The organism is Vibrio sp. A1-b2, assembly GCF_021726015.1.
Classification (GTDB): Bacteria; Pseudomonadota; Gammaproteobacteria; order Enterobacterales; family Vibrionaceae; genus Vibrio; species Vibrio diazotrophicus.
Genome location: NZ_JAKKCI010000004.1, coordinates 19,548 through 39,667 on the forward strand (window position 1 = coordinate 19,548; position 20,120 = coordinate 39,667).

Here is a 20,120-nt window from a genome sequence, read left to right on the forward strand (position 1 = left end):
CCTAACAAGTAGCAATGTGCGTTTACTTGAGGTGACATAAGTATGACAGTACAATCAGCGCTAACCGATATGTCCGGGCAATGATGAGGAGTAAAGATGAAACAAATTAGTCGTTCTGCGTTGGTATCGTTTAGTGCAGAGCAGATGTTTCATTTAGTTAATGATGTCGCTCGCTACCCTGAATTCTTGCCGGGTTGCTCAGGTACTCGTGTATTGGAATCATCGCCGGAGGCAATGATAGCATCTGTTGATGTGTCTAAAGCCGGTATAAGCAAAACATTTACTACATCAAACGAGTTGCGTCATGGTGAGTCGATCATGATGAATTTGGTTGATGGCCCGTTCAAAACCTTACGTGGTGGATGGCATTTTACGCCACTAGACGATCAGGCTTGTAAGGTCGAACTGAAGTTGGAGTTCGAGTTTTCCAGCAAAATGATTGAATTGGCGTTTGGTAAAATTTTTAATGAGCTGACCAGCAACATGGTTAATGCTTTCACGAAACGCGCAAAGCAGGTGTACGCATAATGAGTATTGAATCGGATATTATTCATGTTGATGTTGTTTATGCTTTGCCACATGAACAACGAGTGCTGAATCTTGTCGTAAACAAAGACATGACGGTAGAAGAGATCATTCAGACGTCTGGTATTTTGTCCATGTATCCAGAGATTGACTTGAAAGTAAACAAAGTGGGTGTGTTTAGCCGCAACGTGAAGCTTGACTCAACAGTGCGTGACAGAGACAGAATAGAAATTTACCGCCCGTTGTTGGCTGACCCGAAAGAAATTCGCCGTAAGCGAGTAGAGCAGCAAAGAGCTCAAGCAGCCAGTTCGAAATAATGTATGTGAATAAAAAAGAGCTTGTATGAAACAAGCTCTTTTTTTGCATTTAAGGTCTGAAATTCTGTAGAGAAACCTTATATGGTAATTACTCTAGTTGATGCCTTCGAAAAACGAATCACCCGCTGGAAAATCACCCGAAACGTTGGTCAACGTACCCGCAGGGTTGAAATTGACGATAAGGTTCTTTTGCTCGGAATCTTTGTGCCCTTCAGTATGGTGATAGATGTAGTACCAAGTGTCAGGGTAACCATTTTCTATCAGCATTGGTGATCCAAGAACGAAACGTACCTGCTCTTTGCTCATACCAAATTTCAATTTATTTACGGATTCTTGTTCAACATAGTTGCCTTGGTTGATGTCGATTCGATAAACCAATTTTTCTAGTAATGAGCAGCCAGACAAGGTAGTCACTGCTAGGGGAATGGCAATAAGCCATTTGGTAAACTGCATATTCAAACTTCTATAAACCGTAAAATAAAACTCGCAAGATAATAAACAAGCTCACAGCGAATGTAAAAACATCAAATCACTATGAGCTAGTTGAGACTACGAATTTTGAATTTGGTTGCAAAGCTTAGACAAAAAATCGCTAGTTTTGTGTGCTATGCAGCAATTAGCAGCTCTTTTGCGTTGGCTAGTGTCGATTCAGTAATCTGACTACCACCGAGCAGACGTGCTAATTCAGAGACTCGTTGCTCGTTGTTGAGTTTCACCATCTGTGTTTCGGTTTTACCGCCTTTGGTTTGTTTTGCAACAAACATTTGGTTATGACCGCAACCCGCAACTTGAGGTAAGTGAGTGACACAAAGAACCTGAGTAGATTCGCCCAGTTTTCTCAGCATTTTGCCAACCACAGCCGCCGTTGGACCTGAAATACCCACATCCACTTCATCGAAGATCAAGCTAGGTGTATCGACTTTCTGTGCGGTGATCACTTGGATAGCGAGTGATATACGTGATAGCTCACCACCTGATGCCACTTTCGCAATAGGTTGCAGCGGTTGACCTGCGTTGGTTGACACCAAGAAGGTCACTGAGTCGATACCTAATGGAGTTGGGTGACCCACTTGGCTATGAATATCAATTTTGAATTGGGCTTTCTCCATGCTCAACTCATGCATGCTTTGACTAATCAGTTTATCCAGCTCTTTAGCGTAGCGAATGCGAGATTTATTTAACTTCTCAGCTTGAGTAAGAAACTCTTGATACAGTTTCGCTACGTCAGCTTCCAGTTCAGCGAGCTTTTCATCAGAGCTATCAAGTTGCTCAATTTGTTTGAGTAGATCTTGATGATGCTGATACAACTCTTCAGGGAGAACGTGATGCTTACGGGAAAGAGACATGATTTTCGAGTAGCGTTCTTCTACATAAGCCATGCGCTCCGGGTCTACATCAATATGATCGAGGTATGAGCGAAGTTCGTTGTTTGCTTCTTCCAACTGAATAATCGCTTCGGCAATCATGTTTGGTAGCGCCGAAAGCGAGCTGTCCATTTCTGCCAGTTCAATTAAAGTGTGGCTGGTGGACTGTAATAAGCTCAATGCGTTCACTTCTTCACCTTCATCAATCAAAGTGATCGCTTTTTGGCAGTTCAAAGCAAGATCGCCACTGTTAGATAAGCGCTTATGCTCTTGTTCTATTTCGCTATATTCTTCTTCACCAATAGAAAGTTCATTCAGCTCTTTAATTTGGTATTCCAAAAGTTGTAGCTGCGCTTGGTTTTGTAAGCGGTTTTCTTTGAGCTGTTTCAGTTGGCTATTCGACTGTCGCCAATTTTGGTAGCTGATACGAGTACTTTCCAACAGGCTTGTATGGTTAGCATATTGATCCAACATCGCCAGTTGTTGTTCTGGTTTCATCAGTTGTTGATGCGCATGTTGACCATGGATATTTATCAGTAACTGACCTAGCGCTTTTAGTTGAGATCCCGGAACAGGGCTGCCGTTGATAAATGCGCGTGAACGACCATCTTTAGTAATGGTTCTGCGCAGTATGCAGTCTTTTCCGTCAAGCAAGTCGTTATCTTCCAGCCAACGGGTAGCGTTAATATTGTTGTCTAGGATGAATGAAGCGCTGACTTCGGTTTTATCTTCACCTTGTCGAACCATACTCGCTTCTGAACGCCCACCAAGACATAAGCTTAGGGCGTCAATAGCAATAGATTTACCAGCGCCTGTTTCGCCAGTAATGGTCGTCATTCCTTGTGAAAGCTCAAGCTGCAAGGATTTCACGATTGCAAAGTTGTTTACGCTTAAATGAGCCAGCATTTTTCGTCACCTGTACAATTAAACAATACTGTATTTTTGAACAGTATATACTGTTTCTTTATACAGTAAAGATAGCTGTATGAAAATTTTTTAGCGTTGGAAATGGTACAGTGCTTAGTCCATTTGATGAGGCTTAAGTTGAGTTGCTTGATAGCACTGGCTTTCTAGCAATATGCCTTTTGAACAATGTGAGAATCGGTTTTGTATTGATTATTAAATGCGCATTAAATAGTTTGACGAGGTTCACAAAAAAGATAGAATACGCAACCTGTATACAATGTAACAAGGTGTAGAAAATCATGAACTCAGCACTTCTTTCGCTTTTAGAAAAGAAAAGCACTTCGGAAAAAAGTAAATCGCAATCGACATTGGCTGACAAACTATCAAGTGTCATGATGTTTGGCGCGACACTTGCTGTAGTTGGTGTATTAGGGCTAACGTACATTGCATAAATTCAAATAAAAAAGACGCTTCAAGCGTCTTTTTTATTATCTAGCGAATAGCGTTTACTTTGTCGCTATCACTTCAATTTCCACTTTCGCATCCATAGGCAGGCGAGCGACTTCTACGCATGATCGTGCTGGAAAAGAGGCTTGGTGGCTTTCAAAGAACTCGCCATAGATTTTGTTTACGACTGGAAAGTCATTTAAATCTTTGACGAAAACCGTAGTCTTAACAATGTTGCTTGCACTTAACCCCGCTTCTTCAATGATAGCCAAAGCATTATTGAGTGATTGCAAGGTTTGATCTGCAACATCTTCAGGCATCTGTTTCGTTTCTGGATCAATTGGTAATTGCCCCGAGGTAATGACCATTCCACCCAGATTGACACCTTGTACATAAGGTCCAATTGCCAGTGGTGCTTTTGTTGTATTGAGTATTTCTGCCATCGTAAATCTCGTAATTAGTGGGTTGTCATTGGTGTAGCAAAACTGACTTAACCGCTGAATGTAGGTAACAGGTTCATCATTGACATAAAGTGGAACACTGCGGTTGCGATACCAAATAAGATCAGCATGCCGATCATGGCGTTGCCACCCGGTGCCATAAATCCTTCTTGTCCACCTTCTAAAGTGCGTGATTTACGAGCCAATAAAGCTGGAATTAAACACGCCCAGATTGTTGCTGCTGCACCGGCATAGCCAATCGCCAGAACAAACCCGAAAGGGAACAATAAAGAAAGGACGAGTGGTGGAATAAATGTTACGACCCACGTTTTAGTGCGGCCTTGTTTGTTGTCTTCAAATTTGAACAGGTCTGCCAGAAAATCAAAAACACCTAAGCCTACACCGATGAACGACGAAAGAATGGCTGCCATAGAGAAGGTGTTGATTGCGTGCGATACCTTGTCTGAATCGATCACAGAACTTAATGCAGCTAGCAGAACTTCAACGTTCCCGCCTTGCTCAATCACTGGGCCGAAATTGCTGCGAGGTAGGTTACCGTAAATACTGACCATCCATAGGAAGTACAGACACAGCGCGATAACAGTACCACCGAGAATGGCGTATTTTGCGCGATGCTCACATCCGTAGTAAGAACGCATACTGGCTACTGAGTGATGATAGCCAAACGAAGTTAACGCCACAGGAAGCATAGCCATAGCGTATGGAGCGTAATTGGATTCTTCGCTGATGCGGTCAAACAGTACACTCGCATCGATGTTGACGGCTAAACCCGAAACACCAAAAACAAAACTCAGTACCATAAAGGCAATAAGAACAATTGAGATCCTGTCGACTGCTCGAGTAGAGTGCCAAACGAAAAGAGAGAAAACAGCAACAAACAGGACTGACGCGATTTTATTATTAATGCCTAAAACACCTTCCAGAATTAAACCTGAAGAAGTGATGTACGCATAAAGTAAGATACCGCCAACAAAATACACCGCTAAATTATTAATTCGGTTGACGTTATCGCCGAGAATATCTTTGGTTACAGTGTTAAAAGACACTTTAAGATCATAGCGTTTGAATGCTTCCAATAGCATCCAGCCTGAGAGTGTCATCATGATCATGGTGAAGGTAATTGCGATAAGAGACCAAGTAGTCCAAGCGCCTGCTCCTGCGCTCGGTAAACCTAACATTCCAGCCCCTACACAGACGCTTGCTATGATACAAGCTCCGCCTACTAAAGATGGATTATTGTTCATAATCGTTACTCTTGTTTAAGTTTCATGTTGAGGAAAAAAGCCCGCTAAATTTATAGATTTTGTTTTGCTCGATTTAGAGGGAAATAGCGCGCCAATTAGGCGCGCTTGATTTAGTTATTATTCAACTTCTTTTAGACGAGCGGTGAAGTGGCGTAGCACTGGTGGCTCGTAAGTGAAATCGAGTCCCTTCACGTTGTGAGCATTCTCTTTTACTTTCCCAAATGCTTCGATAACGAAGTCCATGTGTGTTTGAGTGTAAGTCGCACGAGGAATGGTTAAACGTAACAACTCAGCAGGACAAGGGTGTTGTTTACCGGTTGCAGGGTCACGACCCAATAGTAGTGAACCGATTTCTACAGCACGAATGCCCGCTACTTTGTAGAGTTCACAAGCTAAAGCATGAGCTGGGAACTGATGAGAAGGGATGTGAGGTAATAGTTTGCCAGCATCAACGAATGCAGCGTGACCGCCAGCTTGCTGACACACAACCCCAATCGCTTCAAGACCATCAACAAGGTACTGAACCTGACCGATTCGGTACTCTAGCCAGTCTTGACGCATGCCATCGTAAAGACCGACTGCAAGGCGCTCCATTGCTCCGCCTTCAAGACCACCATAGGTAGGGAAACCTTCCTGAACCACACAAAGCGTACGACACTCAGTGTAAACGTCCATCATTGATTCATCTTTGAAACACAACAGACCGCCCATTTGAACCATCGCATCTTTCTTAGCAGACATCGCTAAACCATCGGCGTATTTGTAAGTTTCACGAGTGATTTCTTCGATAGTCCAATCTTGGTAACCCGGCTCACGTTGTTGGATAAAGTAAGCATTCTCGGCAAAACGAGCTGAGTCCATGATGACTGGAATATCGTAGCGTTGAGCAATTTCGTATACCGCTTTTAAGTTAGCGATAGAGACAGGCTGACCACCTGCAGAGTTACAAGTAATCGTGCTGACAATGTAAGGTACGTTCGCAGGTCCTGCTTCTTCAATCGCCATTTCCAGTTTCGCGATATCAAAGTTACCTTTGAAATCTGCATTGACAGATGTATCGAACGCTTCTTCGGTGTAGACGTTTTTCGCTACACAGCAGTTAACCTGAGTGTGCCCCTGAGTGGTGTCGAAGAAGTAGTTAGACAACGCCACCATTTTTGAACGGTCTAGGCCTTTTTCTTTTTCACGTTTTTTAATCAGTACAGGAATATAGATTTGCTCAGCACCACGGCCTTGGTGAGTTGGGATAGTTAACTCATAACCGAAGATATCTTTCACAGCATTCGCAAGCGCATAGTAGCTGCGGCTGCCACTGTATGCTTCGTCACCCATGAGCATTGCTGCTTGCATTCTTTGTGTAATAGAACCGGTACCACTATCTGTTAAAAGGTCGATAAACACATCATCACTGTCTAGCAGGAATGGGTTCATGCCCGCTTTAAGAATGGCTTCTTCACGATATTCACGAGTTGTACGTTTTACTGGCTCAACAACACGAATGCGGAATGGTTCTGGTAAGTGTTTAAAGTTTTCCATGATAATACCTTTAAATATTTTAATTTTTGTCAGGCGATATTATTCGACACCTGTTTTATATTTAGGGTGCAAAATATCGCGCTAAATAATTAGCGATAAAATTCGAGTTAAATAAATCTATTTAAGAATGACCAAGCCATAACTTTAAATTAATAAAGAAGAATGCAAGTATCGAAAAACGATATAAATAGATTTAACGTTGATGCTGATTGTTTAAATGATTCGGAAGAATGCAGAAACAACCTAGCAGACTAGGCGTGTGCAAAAGAAGGTAAGATTGAGATTTGATAGTCGTGCGTGTACCAAGCTAGGGAGCTTGACCATAACTTATTTTGAATTTTTAGATTTTTACTCATATCTAAATCCGCTGTGAGTTATAGCTGGTTGACTGATGGATGGATTCTTAACCAAGTTTATTGGTAAGTAAATTGACGGAAATAATAATTGTGACCGAAGTCCTTAACTTGAATGTGGAATAAATCATGGCTCACAAATAAGTAGCGGGGGCTAAATAAATTTATGATGGAAAATAAATTAAAACTAAAAAAATCTATTAAATATTAATATTTTTCTATAAAAAGACCTCGGTATTATTAACCGAGGTCGATAGTGACTAGAAAGTGAAGTGGTTGGTTTAAAACAATTTACTCGACCAGCCCAACTTGCTTCTCAATACACTGTAGTAACTGTAATCCTTCGGGTGGATTAACTTGAGTACATTGGGGCTTTGATAAATGATCACTTCATCACCTGGAGATACTGGTAGTGATATTTGACCATCGCAACTGACTTCCTGAGTACCTCGGTTGTCTGGTGACACCACCAATTTAATACGGCGCTTACCATCAACCACTAATGGACGACAAGAAAGTGTGTGCGGGAACATTGGCACCAGCGTAATTGCATTGAGGCTAGGGGAGACAATAGGACCGCCACCAGAAAGAGAATAGGCTGTGGAACCTGTTGGGGTAGAGATGATCAGACCGTCTGAACGCTGAGAGAAAGCGAACTTGTCATCAATGTACACCTCGAACTCGATCATATGAGCAATTTTGCCAGGGTGAAGTACAGCTTCGTTCAAAGCTGCATTGTGGCTTTTGATTTGCCCGTGACGGTGAACTTCCGCTTCCAGTAAGAAGCGTTCCTCTTCCATGTATTCCCCTTGCAAGACTGCTTGCAGGTGTGTTTGGAAATCTTCAGGGTTTAAATCGGTCAGAAAGCCTAAGTTGCCACGATTAACACCGATCACAGAGATATCAAAGCGAGAAAGTACGCGAGCGGCACCCAACATATTGCCGTCACCACCGACAACAATCGCGAGATCTGCCTGCTTGCCAAGTTCGATTAAACTAGAGAAGTGGTCTTGAGGAATATCCGTTAAAATTTCTTTGAGCCTGTCGTCAATAAATACGGAATAACCTAGAGTTGTAAGCCACTGATACAATTCTTTGTGAGTCTGAATTGCTTGTTGATCTCTAGGCTTGCCAATGATGGCGATGACTTCAAATGGTTTTTTCATAAGTTTCCAACTGAATTAGGCTTGAATCAAAATTCTTCATCCCCATAATAAGGGCAAGTTACGCTTTTATGCGAATTTTTGTGTCAAGAACGTAAAAGAGAATTCAGTTCCTTAGCGGTTATTACGTAAAAGAGATAACTGAAGGAATGCAGGAGATATCATGAGCAACGAAGAAAACAAAGTTAAAGATGAAGAGCTGAAGCCTGAAGCGGTTGAAGTTGAAGCTGAAGCTGTCGGCACTGATGCTGATATCGATTGGAATCAAGATGACGCGCAAGAAGGCGAAGTGCTTGATGAGCAAGAAGCAAAAATTGCTCAGCTAGAAGCGGCATTGCTTTCTACTGAACAGCGTTTGAAAGATCAGCAAGACAGCGTACTACGCGCTAAAGCTGAAGTTGAGAACATGCGTCGTCGTTCTGAGCAAGAAATTGATAAAGCACGTAAATTTGCTTTGAACCGTTTTGCTGAAGAACTGTTGCCGGTTATCGATAACCTAGAACGTGCAATTCAAGCGGCTGACATGGAAAACGAAGCAATTAAACCTGTGATTGAAGGTGTTGAACTAACACACAAAACGTTCATTGGTGTAATTGAGAAGTTCGGTTTGAAAGAAATTAATCCAGAGGGTGAAGCTTTCAATCCTGAATTCCATCAAGCGATGTCAATTCAAGAAAGCCCAGACCACGAATCAAACACGGTTATGTTCGTAATGCAAAAAGGTTACGAGTTAAACGGTCGTGTAGTTCGACCAGCGATGGTAATGGTTGCTAAGTAATCTTACTGAAAAAGAACGAAAACGGGAGGCAAGAGCCTCCCGTTTACTTTGTCGAAAGACAATCGTTATCGGGTGAAACCAGGTGGTAGAGCGCTGAGTTTTTATCCAGCATCAAAAAAAACACTCGAAAAGCCGATAATTTTTATTTTTTTTCATTTTTCCCCTTGAAATGCTTTTTGGCGCCCTTATCTATGGGGCATACAAGAAGCAAACATACATGTTTAGCTTTGTAGCCCGATAAGGGCATAACAAACGAACAGAGAATTTATTTCGGAGATAGCCTGATGGGTAGAATCATTGGTATTGACTTAGGTACGACTAACTCATGTGTTGCTGTACTAGACGGCGACAAACCTCGCGTAATTGAAAACGCAGAAGGTGAGCGTACCACCCCTTCTATTATTGCATATACAGACGGCGAAACATTGGTCGGTCAACCTGCAAAACGTCAAGCTGTAACGAACCCAGAAAACACGCTATTTGCTATTAAGCGTCTTATCGGTCGTCGTTTCGAAGACGAAGAAGTTCAGCGCGATATCGAAATCATGCCATACAAAATTGTACGTGCTGATAACGGTGACGCATGGGTTGAAGCGAAAGGCCAAAAAATGGCTGCACCTCAAGTTTCAGCAGAAGTTCTTAAGAAAATGAAGAAAACTGCAGAAGACTTCCTAGGTGAAGAAGTAACTGGCGCTGTAATCACAGTTCCGGCTTACTTCAACGATGCTCAACGTCAAGCAACGAAAGATGCTGGTCGTATTGCAGGTCTAGAAGTAAAACGTATCATCAACGAACCAACTGCAGCTGCTCTAGCTTACGGTTTGGACAAGAAGGGCGGCGACCGCGTTATCGCTGTATACGACCTTGGTGGTGGTACATTCGATATTTCAATCATCGAAATCGATGAAGTTGAAGGCGAGAAGACTTTCGAAGTTCTTTCTACCAATGGTGACACTCACCTAGGTGGTGAAGACTTTGATAACCGTCTAATCAACTACTTGGTTGACGAGTTCAACAAAGAACAAGGTATCAACCTGAAGAACGATCCACTTGCAATGCAGCGTCTAAAAGAAGCGGCAGAAAAAGCGAAAATCGAACTTTCTTCAGCACAGTCAACTGACGTGAACCTACCATACATCACTGCTGATGCGACTGGTCCTAAGCACATGAACATCAAAGTTTCACGTGCGAAACTAGAATCTCTAGTTGAAGATTTGGTTCAACGTTCATTAGATCCACTAAAAGTTGCTCTAGCGGATGCTGATCTATCTGTAGGCGACATCACTGACGTTATCCTAGTTGGTGGTCAAACTCGTATGCCTATGGTTCAGAAGAAAGTTACTGAGTTCTTCGGTAAAGAGCCACGTAAAGACGTGAACCCTGATGAAGCAGTAGCCGTTGGTGCTGCAGTTCAAGGTGGTGTACTTGCTGGTGACGTTAAAGACGTACTTCTTCTAGACGTAACTCCACTGTCTCTAGGTATCGAGACTATGGGTGGCGTTATGACTAAGCTAATTGAGAAAAACACTACGATTCCTACTAAAGCGAACCAAGTGTTCTCAACTGCTGAAGATAACCAAAGTGCAGTAACGATTCACGTACTGCAAGGTGAGCGTAAGCAAGCGACTTATAACAAGTCTCTAGGTCAATTCAACCTAGAAGGTATTCAACCTGCACCACGTGGTATGCCTCAGATCGAAGTTATCTTCGACCTAGATGCGGACGGTATCCTGCACGTATCTGCGAAAGATAAACAAACTGGCAAAGAGCAGAAGATCACTATCCAAGCTTCTGGCGGTTTGAGCGACGAAGAAATCGAGAAAATGGTACAAGAAGCAGAAGCTAACAAAGAAGCGGACAAGAAGTTCGAAGAGCTAGCAACTGCACGTAACCAAGCTGACCAAATGATTCACGCAACTCAAAAACAAGTTGCTGAAGCAGGTGAAGCTCTTCCAGCAGAAGATAAAGAGAAAATCGAAGCCGCTGTGGCAGCACTAGAAACTGCGAAGAAAGGCGACGACAAAGCAGAAATCGACGCAAAAGTTCAAGCGTTGATGGAAGCTTCTCAAAAGCTAATGGAAATTGCTCAACAGCAAGCACAAGCACAACAAGGTGCGGGCGCTGAGCAGCAATCAGCTTCTAAAGAAGACGATGTTGTTGACGCTGAATTTGAAGAAGTGAAAGACGACAAGAAATAATTTGTTGTAAGCGGATGGCTTGTTTAATGACAAGTCATCTGTGTTCACGACTCATGCTATTTACTTGCGGGCGTCAGAGTTTCTCTCTCGCCCGCATGTTTCTAGTTGTAGAGTCTATCTAGATAATACTATTTGCTCGTCAACTGATAGCGTCAACATATTGATTGCTAATTAAAACCTAAATTTGTTGTCAGTAATATTATCTAGATTGATTGATAAAAGACGGAGAAGCAATGCGCTTCTCGCTCAAAGTAATTGGTAGTTTAAAACATGTCAAAACGTGATTTTTACGAAGTATTAGGCGTTAGCCGTGATGCCTCAGAGCGCGATATCAAAAAGGCGTATAAGCGCCTAGCAATGAAATTTCACCCAGACCGCAACCCGGGTGATGCGACTGCTGCGGATAAGTTTAAAGAAGTAAAAGAAGCGTACGAAATTCTGACGGATGATCAGAAGAAAGCCGCTTATGACCAATATGGTCATGCAGCCTTTGAACAAGGTGGCATGGGCGGTGGCGGCTTTGGTGGTGGCGGTGCTGATTTTGGTGACATCTTCGGTGATGTGTTTGGTGACATCTTCGGTGGTGCTCGTCGTGGCGGCGGTCCTCGCGCACAGCGTGGTGCAGACCTACGTTACAACATGGAACTGACTCTAGAAGAAGCGGTTCGCGGTTGCAGCAAAGAAATCGAAGTACCAACACTGGTTCATTGTGATACTTGTAATGGCTCTGGTGCTAAGAAAGGCACATCTGCACAAACCTGTGGAACCTGTCACGGTCACGGTCAAGTACAAATGCGCCAAGGTTTCTTCGCTGTACAACAGACCTGTCCTACCTGTAATGGTAAAGGCAAGATCATTAAAGACCCATGTAATGACTGTCATGGTCAAGGTCGCAAGCAAAAAACCAAAACCCTTAACGTTAAGATCCCTGCAGGTGTGGATACTGGCGATCGCATTCGTTTATCTGGCGAAGGTGAAGCGGGAGAAATGGGTGCACCAGCAGGTGATTTGTACGTACAAGTACACGTGAAAGAGCACCACATTTTTGAACGTGATGGCAACAACCTTTACTGTGAAGTGCCAGTAAGCTTTGCTATGGCTGCCCTTGGCGGTGAAGTTGAAGTCCCAACTCTTGATGGTCGTGTAAACCTTAAAGTGCCGGAAGAGACGCAAACAGGCCGTATGTTCCGTATGCGTGGTAAAGGCGTGAAGAGTGTTCGCGGTGGTGCAATTGGTGACTTGCTAGTGAAGCTGGTGGTAGAAACGCCTGTGAAGCTCAGCTCACGTCAAAAAGAACTGCTACGTGAACTGGAAGACTCTTTTGGTGGCGAAGCGGGCCAAAAGCACAAACCTAAATCAGAAGGTTTCTTCAACGGTGTTAAGAAGTTCTTCGATGACCTAACCAGCTAATATCTAGTCACGAGATATAAAGATAAGGCCAGCATTGCTGGCCTTATTTGTATTTGAAGCTTAAAGCCAGCAACCGCTGGGTAAGCTTTCTCCTGTATGTGCTAGCGTCAACTTGGTATAGGTATTCCCTAGGCAAGTGTCGTTGTTCTGCCCTTTTGTTGCTTTCGGTGTCGCTGTAATCAAATAGCCTGTATTACTGACGGTCGCCGATATCTCATATCTGTCACTATCAACTTCGCAAAAGCTGTTGCAAATACCGTTCGTCATTATGGTATCCGCTGAATAACCATTGTCGTAGTGCTCTTCCAAATAGAGTTGCAATTTAGACATATCGGCCATTGCCTGCTTTCTATGTGCTTTCCTAATGTGGTCACTGTAGTTGGGGTAGGCGATAGAACCTAGAATTCCAATGATGGCCACAACGAGGATTAATTCGATGAGTGTCAAACCTTGATGCTTACGTGATGCTATCTTGCAGTAAAATGTACGAATCATTTCTATTACTTCTCCATATCAACCTACGCCATTTTTAGTACCTGTTAGTATCGTTGCAAGTTGATTCATATTAATTGCAAGACTTACAGAGGAATTTGGGAAATGCTTCGCGGGTTCACTTTACTAGAGATGCTCATCACGATTTCTATTATGTCGGTGTTGTTAGCTTTTGCTGCGCCGAATCTTTATCTCTACCAACAGAAACACAAAATCAGGAATTTAGCTTCTGAAATACACGGGTTTCTTGTTCAGGCTAAATCTGAAGCTGTTTTTCGTAATAAAGATCTCTGGGCTCATATTGAAATGGATAGTAATCCGACGGTAACGGGGAAGTGGTCTATACGTGTGACTGATTCTGAAACTTCAGGTACAGGGGAAACGATACAAGTTATGGCTGGCGATAAGTATAGAAACATACATTTCCAATCCAATTACCTATCGAATCAAATTAAGTTCAATGGCATCAGAGGCAAGATAAGTAATGGCACCTTACGTTTTGCATTAACTGATCTGATAGAGAAACCATTGAATTTAAGAAGCTCGTTTGGTGCTAGTCGAATCATTGTTTGCGCAGAAGGAGGAGAGTTTTATGGTTACTCGCAGTGCAGTTCGCAAATGTAGTGGTTTCTCCATTGTTGAATTCATGGTTGCAGCTTTATTAGGAGGAATAGCATTAACGACTATTGGTAGTGTGCTCCTTTCAACGCAAAAATCTGCTAGTGAAAAAAGTAAACAAATTATGCTGTTACAGAACGTATCAAGCACATTGCATCAACTAAAAGAGGACATATTAAGAGCTGGGTTCGATGATGGATTTGATACTTCAGCGCGATTTTTGGGCGAGTCAAAGGTCACCTATGTACATAGCAAACCTAACGCATTGGGGTATGTGTATAAAGTTCGTTCAAGCACTCCTCCTGAATATAGACATGTGCTGTATTGGTTAAATAGTAAAACTTCTAGTCTGATGTTCTGCGAAAAAAGCCGGCCAACGTTGATCTCTGTTTATTCTGCTGCAACTCAATTTGGTAACTGCTATTCCGTGTTTGATCCTAACCAAATATCCGTGAACCAATTTTCCGTTACTAGCCATCAGATTGATAGTGATGATGTTGAAAGTGCCTTTGTTATTGTTCGCATGGCTGCTCATCTGACGAAAGAGCCTGAAATTAATCAATATTTAGAGATCAAAGTGACGCAGAGGAACTGGCAATGAGTAGGTGCTTACAAAAAGGTGTTACAACTTTAGCTGTCACCTCCATTTTATTGATGGTGGCATTAACGGTGACGTTGGGCACTCAGAAATCTCTTTTTTACCAAATTAAACGCTCCCAAAATGAAATTAAATCTCGGCAAAACCATTGGTTAGCGGAAGGTGCTATTGAGTGTGGTTATGCGCAGTTCCGAGCTGAAAATAAGGTTCCACAAAATATTACTGATTGTGGTTCTGGGCATGGAGTCATTGCTTCCTTTGTCCCTTCTGTTCATGGTCAGCGTGTGGTAGCACAAAGTGGTTACAGTACTGTAGAAAAAGAAATCTTGATTAAGAATAGATTGAGCTCAGGGGCAATACAGTCCAATGCGGATTTGTATTTTCATTCTAGTTTGTCATTTGCAACGCCTGATCCTGGTAAGTTAACGGAGAGAGGTTGGGAGTGTGTCGCTCTTCGTTATGGGAGACGTTTTTATTCACCATCGTTGGTTAATCAGGGAGTAGTTCACGGCAGAAAACCCTATGAAGATTTTAGTAACCCCGGTTACAAAGACTGCCTTGGTTCTCATCGCTCTTTCGGTCAATCGTGGGGACATTTAGGAAAAGATTTCGTACAAGATGCCCATTTATCTCTATTCGAACAGTTCTTTAATGTCCCTGCTCACGAACATGACAAGGTGAAAATGAGTGACAAAGTAACTGTGATGGAGGGCGTTGGGTATCCTAAGCAAGTGTATAACTGCGGCAGCGCATTGGCATCGCAAATTCGTTCTGGCAAACATTTCCTCTGGGTTGAAGGGGGATGTGAGATCAAAATGTCTGAATACAATAACTTGGTCAATGCGGCTTCTGCTACTGACGGTGTTCTAATACTTGTTCACGAAGGCGTTTTTTCAGTGATGGGTAAGCCTCCCGGTGGCTCGTCTGAGCCGTTCAAAGGGGTTTTATTCCATTTTAATCGAGAGTTTGTTGCATCTCCCATTCAATGGAGAGGCTTTGTTGCGGATAGGATTTTGAATCATCCTTCTTCTGTTGTTGAGCGATCTTTTCGAAACATAGCTTCATATTATCAATATGGTGCGTTCAGTTTATCTGGTGGGCAATACTTTGATACACCGGGGCAGTCAGCAGTATTTAATGATTCATTAGAAGTCAATTTTAATGGTGATGTCATCAATAACGTACAGGCAAATGTTAATCCACCAAGGTGGAGAGAAGGATCTTGGTATGCAGAATAAAAACAAACAGTCAGGTTTTAGTTTGATTGAAGTGATGATCACTTTTGCTTTGATTGGCGTTAGTGCTTTGGGACTTATCAAACTTCAAGCTTATATTGAACAACGTGCAGATTATGCCCTACACAGCATTAAAGCGTTGAATGTTGCAGAGCAGAGGCTGGAGTGGTTTCGAACTCGAGGTTCTAGAGCGGCTCATATGCGCGTTAGAACGCCTGACTATGATAGGAACATCGCTTCTTATGTATGTAACGAAGACCCTGTGTACAAAGTGAGTTGGGATGTTCATGAGCCCAATCCAACATTGGCAGTAAAAACGATCACTATGGAAGTATCTTGGTTTGACCGAAACGGAAGTAAGCAAACGGTCTCTCTGCAAACCATGTTGTCCAAATACAGTGAGTTTAATACCTAGTCATTCAAGAGAACTATAAGCAGTATTAGATAAAAAAGCCCGCATGTCGCGGGCTTTTTGAATTGAGATAAATCATTACTCAGTTTTAAGATATTTAGCGTGAAACTCTAGGTGATCATCGATAAATGTCTGAATGAAGTAGTAGCTGTGGTCATACCCTGGCTGAATACGCAGAGTTAAGTTTGCTTTTGCTTCAATGGCTGCTGATTGCAATGTCTCTGGTTTGAGTTGCTCAGTTAAGAAACTATCCGCGTTTCCTTGGTCAACCAATATTGGCGCCGTCACTAGATGAGTTTTCATTAGCTCGACTGCGTCATACTGTAGCCATTTGCTCTTGTCTTCACCTAAGTAGTTGCGAAATGCCTTTTGTCCCCACGGCACAGCCATAGGATGACAAATCGGGCTAAATGCAGATATCGACAAATAAGTCGTTGGGTTCTTGATGCCAATCGTCAAGGCTCCGTGACCACCCATACTATGCCCTGAAATGGCTTTGCGCTTACTAACAGGGAAATTTGCTTCTATCAGCTGTGGCAGTTCATCAACGATGTAGCTGTACATCTGATAATGTTCCTGCCATGGTTCTTGAGTAGCGTTGAGATAAAAACCTGCACCGAGGCCAAAATCGTAAGCTCCTTCCGGATCATCAGGCACACCTTCACCTCTAGGGCTGGTATCTGGAGCGACAATCGCAATCCCTAACTCTGCGGCTTTTTTAAACGCGCCCGCTTTCTGCATGAAATTTTCGTCAGTACAGGTGAGACCTGATAACCAATACAGTACAGGCACTGGTTTATCTTCAGTCGCTTCTAACGGCAGATAAATGGCAAAGCGCATTTCACAATTGAGTGTGCTGGATTGATGAATGTATTGCTTGTGCCAGCCATCGAAAACTTTCGCTTGGCTATGATTAATTAAACTCATTCTTCCTCCTATACCCAGTTTTTCGTAGTGGCTGCCCAAGTTCGCAGCCACTCGAAGTTATAGGGTATACGCTGTTTTTAGATATCGTTTTGCACTACTTATTGAAGTGAACGACAGAGCGAATACTTTCGCCAGCATGCATTAAATCGAATGCATCGTTGATCTCATCTAAGGCCATGGTGTGAGTGATAAACTCTTGCAAACCAAACTCACCAGCAAGGTATTGCTCAACGATGCCCGGAAGTTGTGAACGACCTTTAACGCCGCCAAATGCACTACCACGCCACACACGGCCAGTGACCAACTGGAATGGGCGAGTAGAGATCTCTTGACCTGCGCCAGCAACACCGATGATAACGGATTCGCCCCAGCCCTTATGGCAGCATTCGAGCGCTTGGCGCATCACGTTGACGTTACCGATACATTCAAATGAGAAGTCCACGCCACCGTCTGTCATCTCAACAATCACTTCCTGAATCGGCTTATCGAAGTGTTGTGGATTGATACAATCTGTCGCACCAAGCTGTTTCGCTAGTTCGAATTTCTTCTCGTTGATATCAATACCTATGATGCGGCTTGCACCGACCATGCGAGCACCGATAATCGCCGAAAGACCAATACCGCCCAGACCGAAGATAGCGACAGTGTCGCCTTTCTTCACTTTAGCGGTGTTGATTACCGCGCCCATACCCGTTGTGACACCGCAACCTAACAGACAGATTTCTTCTAATGGTGCTTCTTTATTCACTTTCGCAAGAGAAATTTCAGGCAGTACAGTGTATTCAGAGAAGGTTGAGCAACCCATGTAGTGATAAATAGGCTGACCATCTTTGTAAAAGCGAGTTGTACCATCAGGCATTAAACCTTTACCTTGGGTAGCGCGAACTGCTTGGCACAGGTTAGTCTTACCTGATTTACAGAACTTACACTCGCCACATTCCGCTGTGTAAAGTGGGATAACGTGATCACCGACTTCTACAGAAGTAACACCTTCGCCCACCATCTCAACAATACCGCCACCTTCGTGACCAAGAATTGATGGGAACACGCCTTCTGGGTCTTCGCCGGATAACGTGAATGCATCAGTATGACAAACACCTGATGCCACAATTCGTACTAACACTTCACCTTTACGAGGAAGCATGACATCAACTTCTTCGATTTTAAGAGGTTGGTTTGGACCCCACGCAACCGCAGCGCGTGATTTTATGAATTTGTCTTGTGACATGTGGTCATCCTTTTAATCAATAACGAGGAGTGTTTGGTGTACTCCCAACACCATCAGTAGTCTTTTAGTATAGAAGCTTCTCTTTGGTTAATAATTGGGTGAAAATGAGAATAACTTTTACACTATTGTAATAATCAAAAAGAGTTGTTGATGGCAGGTTGGGAAGGAATTAACGAGTTTATTGCGGTCGCTGAGTGTGGAAGCTTCACTCAGGCCTCGCTGCGCTTAAACACTTCGGTGGCGAATATCAGTCGCCGTGTCGCAACGCTTGAAGAGCGACTGAAAGTGAAGTTGCTGGTAAGAACGACACGTAAAGTGTCTCTGACTGAAGCAGGGCTGGTTTACTTTCAGCAATGTCGAGTGTTGGTTGAAGGTTTAGAGCAAGCAGAGCAAACCGTTACTCAGATGCAGCAAACGCCGCAAGGCAAACTCAAAGTGACTGCACCAGTGACTTACGGAGAGCAAAAAATTGCGCCTCTACTTCATCAGTTTCTTCAGCAACATGAACAGCTAAATTTAGAGTTAGTGCTCACTAACCAAAAGCTCGACTTAATTGAACAAGGTGTCGATTTGGCAATCCGTTTGGGGCAGTTAGACGATTCCAGTTTTCGGGCTAAGAAACTGAGTAATCGACAGTTATATGTTTGTGCAACGCCAGAATACCTGTCTCGCTTCGGCGTGCCTCATACATTGTCTGAGCTTAATAAACATCAATGTTTGATTGGAACTTATGATCACTGGCGTTTCAAGGAACACGGCCAGTCACGCTCTATTCGGGTGAAAGGTAATATTAACTGCAATAGCGGGATCGTTCTGTTGGATGCTGCACTGCGCGGAATGGGCATGGTTCAGCTACCGGATTACTACGTAAGTGAACACTTAGCTTCAGGAGCATTAGTCGAAGTACTTCCTTCGTATCGTGATGATAGAGAAGGAGTGTGGGCGCTTTATCCTCACAATCGGCATCTCTCGGCCAAAGTCCGCCTGCTGGTGGATTACCTTGCGCAAAGCTTATCAGCCGAAGCTGTTGTATAATTTCGTCCAATAAAGGGCAAACAAACCCAAGTCCAACAAGAGAGAGAATAATGACGCAATCCCAAGCGGAATTTAGCCCACAAGACGAAGACTTTATGCGCCAAGCGATGGCTTTAGCCGCTAAGGCTGAAGAGCAAGGAGAAGTTCCTGTTGGCGCGGTATTGGTTAAAGATGGTGAAATCATCGCTCAAGGCTGGAACCGTTCAATTGGCAATCATGACGCAACGGCTCACGCTGAAATTCAGGTATTACGTCAGGCGGGAGAGAAGTTAGAAAACTATCGCCTGTTAGATACAACTTTGTATGTCACGTTGGAACCTTGTCCTATGTGTGCTGGCGCTTTATTGCATAGTCGAGTAAAGCGAATTGTCTATGGTGCTCCTGACCTTAAAGCCGGTGCCGCAGGTACGGTATTGAACATCTTTGACAGCCCTGCGGCTTATCACTACGCCACGATAGAAAAAGGTTTATTAGAGGATGAGTGTCGCCAGCAGTTACAGGCCTTCTTCAAGCGTCGTCGCAAAGAAATTAAAGCATTAAAAGATGAACAGAAACGAGATCAAACGGTTGAGAAATAAAAGTAACAAGTGGGAAGTTGCGGGATAGAACGAAATAAGACGAGTGAATAAAACGATTGGTAGTGGGTCTTTGGCAAACATCTACATTCGTAGATGTTTGCGTCCCTAAAATATCAGCTGATTACAAGTACTGTTCTTCCAAATGTACATACGCTCGATGACGTGCTAGCACTTTCTTTTTTGTATTGGCTAGCATACGGCGACGGCGGTTAGCTGATACTGCTTTGTTAAGGAGTTTAGGCCTACGTTTAAGCATAAAACGTCCCCCTTTCAGTACTAACTATCACAACAAACC

General features: G+C 43.2%; 22 protein-coding genes. 12 read left to right on the plus strand and 10 right to left on the minus strand.

All coding sequences use genetic code 11. From position 1 onward, the window contains the following. Positions 1-96 precede the first annotated feature (96 nt). Both L3V23_RS10190 and L3V23_RS10195 read left to right on the plus strand, forming a co-directional pair. Entirely contained in the window at positions 97-528 is a 432-nt protein-coding gene (locus L3V23_RS10190) for an SRPBCC family protein (protein WP_102954685.1), read from the plus strand. After that, positions 528-842 carry an RnfH family protein gene (locus L3V23_RS10195; protein WP_042489069.1) on the plus strand — a complete coding sequence of 105 codons (315 nt, stop codon included), beginning with the start codon at positions 528-530 and terminating at the stop codon, positions 840-842. Before L3V23_RS10190 ends, L3V23_RS10195 begins: the two co-directional genes overlap by 1 nt. A 93-nt stretch (positions 843-935) precedes the next feature. Here L3V23_RS10195 and bamE read toward each other — a convergent pair whose 3' ends face one another. Further along, positions 936-1,295, minus strand: a complete 360-nt coding sequence (gene bamE / locus L3V23_RS10200) for an outer membrane protein assembly factor BamE (protein WP_042489066.1) — start codon at positions 1,293-1,295, stop codon at positions 936-938. Between the two features lie 152 nt (positions 1,296-1,447). Then, entirely contained in the window at positions 1,448-3,112 is a 1,665-nt protein-coding gene (gene recN / locus L3V23_RS10205) for a DNA repair protein RecN (protein WP_102965369.1), read from the minus strand. 299 nt (positions 3,113-3,411) lie between these two features. Between recN and L3V23_RS10210 the strand changes: the two genes are divergently transcribed. Continuing rightward, positions 3,412-3,564, plus strand: a complete 153-nt coding sequence (locus L3V23_RS10210; protein ID WP_156102079.1) for a hypothetical protein — start codon at positions 3,412-3,414, stop codon at positions 3,562-3,564. A 54-nt stretch (positions 3,565-3,618) separates the two neighbouring features. On the opposite strand, the gene L3V23_RS10215 is transcribed toward L3V23_RS10210, so the two are convergent. From L3V23_RS10215 to nadK, 4 genes are all read right to left on the minus strand, one after another. Beyond that, positions 3,619-4,002: a Rid family detoxifying hydrolase gene (locus L3V23_RS10215; RefSeq protein WP_237292302.1), complete on the minus strand. Its 384-nt coding sequence runs from the start codon at positions 4,000-4,002 to the stop codon at positions 3,619-3,621. 47 nt (positions 4,003-4,049) lie between these two features. After that, positions 4,050-5,264 (minus strand): aromatic amino acid transporter, encoded by a 1,215-nt coding sequence (locus tag L3V23_RS10220; protein ID WP_042489058.1) that lies wholly within the window; start codon positions 5,262-5,264, stop codon positions 4,050-4,052. A gap of 117 nt (positions 5,265-5,381) precedes the next feature. Then, complete coding sequence (gene tnaA, locus L3V23_RS10225; protein ID WP_102954689.1) at positions 5,382-6,800, minus strand: tryptophanase; 1,419 nt, start codon at positions 6,798-6,800, stop codon at positions 5,382-5,384. 634 nt (positions 6,801-7,434) lie between these two features. Next, positions 7,435-8,319, minus strand: coding sequence for an NAD(+) kinase (gene nadK, locus L3V23_RS10230; RefSeq protein ID WP_042489052.1), 885 nt, complete (start codon positions 8,317-8,319; stop codon positions 7,435-7,437). Positions 8,320-8,479: 160 nt separating this feature from the next. On the opposite strand from nadK, the gene grpE reads away from it, so the two are divergent. From grpE to dnaJ, 3 genes are all read left to right on the plus strand, one after another. Then, on the plus strand, positions 8,480-9,094 hold the full coding sequence (grpE, locus tag L3V23_RS10235; RefSeq protein ID WP_042489049.1) for a nucleotide exchange factor GrpE: 615 nt from the start codon (positions 8,480-8,482) through the stop codon (positions 9,092-9,094). Positions 9,095-9,378: 284 nt separating this feature from the next. Next, the gene (gene dnaK, locus L3V23_RS10240; protein WP_102954691.1) at positions 9,379-11,292 is read left to right on the plus strand and encodes a molecular chaperone DnaK; all 1,914 of its coding nucleotides are present in this window, start codon (positions 9,379-9,381) and stop codon (positions 11,290-11,292) included. Positions 11,293-11,562: 270 nt separating this feature from the next. After that, a complete protein-coding gene (gene dnaJ / locus L3V23_RS10245; protein ID WP_102954692.1) occupies positions 11,563-12,702 on the plus strand; it encodes a molecular chaperone DnaJ in 1,140 nt (379 codons plus the stop codon). Positions 12,703-12,762: 60 nt separating this feature from the next. Here the strand turns inward: dnaJ and L3V23_RS10250 are convergent, their stop codons facing one another. Beyond that, positions 12,763-13,203 (minus strand): type IV pilin protein, encoded by a 441-nt coding sequence (locus tag L3V23_RS10250; RefSeq protein ID WP_237292398.1) that lies wholly within the window; start codon positions 13,201-13,203, stop codon positions 12,763-12,765. A gap of 96 nt (positions 13,204-13,299) precedes the next feature. Between L3V23_RS10250 and L3V23_RS10255 the strand changes: the two genes are divergently transcribed. Genes L3V23_RS10255 through L3V23_RS10270 form a run of 4 tightly spaced genes read left to right on the plus strand, consistent with a single transcriptional unit; the run spans position 13,300 to position 16,060 of the window. Beyond that, positions 13,300-13,818: a GspH/FimT family pseudopilin gene (locus tag L3V23_RS10255; RefSeq protein WP_237292303.1), complete on the plus strand. Its 519-nt coding sequence runs from the start codon at positions 13,300-13,302 to the stop codon at positions 13,816-13,818. Next, a complete protein-coding gene (locus tag L3V23_RS10260; protein WP_042489018.1) occupies positions 13,787-14,413 on the plus strand; it encodes a hypothetical protein in 627 nt (208 codons plus the stop codon). The genes L3V23_RS10255 and L3V23_RS10260 overlap by 32 nt, the downstream gene beginning before the upstream one ends. Continuing rightward, entirely contained in the window at positions 14,410-15,648 is a 1,239-nt protein-coding gene (locus L3V23_RS10265; protein WP_102965375.1) for a hypothetical protein, read from the plus strand. The genes L3V23_RS10260 and L3V23_RS10265 overlap by 4 nt, the downstream gene beginning before the upstream one ends. After that, positions 15,638-16,060 (plus strand): prepilin-type N-terminal cleavage/methylation domain-containing protein, encoded by a 423-nt coding sequence (locus L3V23_RS10270; RefSeq protein ID WP_237292304.1) that lies wholly within the window; start codon positions 15,638-15,640, stop codon positions 16,058-16,060. The genes L3V23_RS10265 and L3V23_RS10270 overlap by 11 nt, the downstream gene beginning before the upstream one ends. 75 nt (positions 16,061-16,135) lie before the next feature. Here the strand turns inward: L3V23_RS10270 and fghA are convergent, their stop codons facing one another. After that, positions 16,136-16,984 carry an S-formylglutathione hydrolase gene (gene fghA, locus L3V23_RS10275; protein ID WP_102964426.1) on the minus strand — a complete coding sequence of 283 codons (849 nt, stop codon included), beginning with the start codon at positions 16,982-16,984 and terminating at the stop codon, positions 16,136-16,138. 94 nt (positions 16,985-17,078) lie between these two features. Further along, a complete protein-coding gene (locus L3V23_RS10280) occupies positions 17,079-18,212 on the minus strand; it encodes an S-(hydroxymethyl)glutathione dehydrogenase/class III alcohol dehydrogenase (RefSeq protein WP_102964425.1) in 1,134 nt (377 codons plus the stop codon). Positions 18,213-18,362: 150 nt separating this feature from the next. On the opposite strand from L3V23_RS10280, the gene L3V23_RS10285 reads away from it, so the two are divergent. Both L3V23_RS10285 and tadA read left to right on the plus strand, forming a co-directional pair. Next, positions 18,363-19,247 (plus strand): LysR family transcriptional regulator, encoded by an 885-nt coding sequence (locus L3V23_RS10285; protein WP_237292305.1) that lies wholly within the window; start codon positions 18,363-18,365, stop codon positions 19,245-19,247. A 50-nt stretch (positions 19,248-19,297) separates the two neighbouring features. Then, positions 19,298-19,825 (plus strand): tRNA adenosine(34) deaminase TadA, encoded by a 528-nt coding sequence (gene tadA / locus L3V23_RS10290; protein WP_237292306.1) that lies wholly within the window; start codon positions 19,298-19,300, stop codon positions 19,823-19,825. 121 nt (positions 19,826-19,946) lie between these two features. Here the strand turns inward: tadA and L3V23_RS21340 are convergent, their stop codons facing one another. Continuing rightward, on the minus strand, positions 19,947-20,081 hold the full coding sequence (locus tag L3V23_RS21340; protein WP_255209411.1) for a hypothetical protein: 135 nt from the start codon (positions 20,079-20,081) through the stop codon (positions 19,947-19,949). Positions 20,082-20,120: the final 39 nt, after the last annotated feature.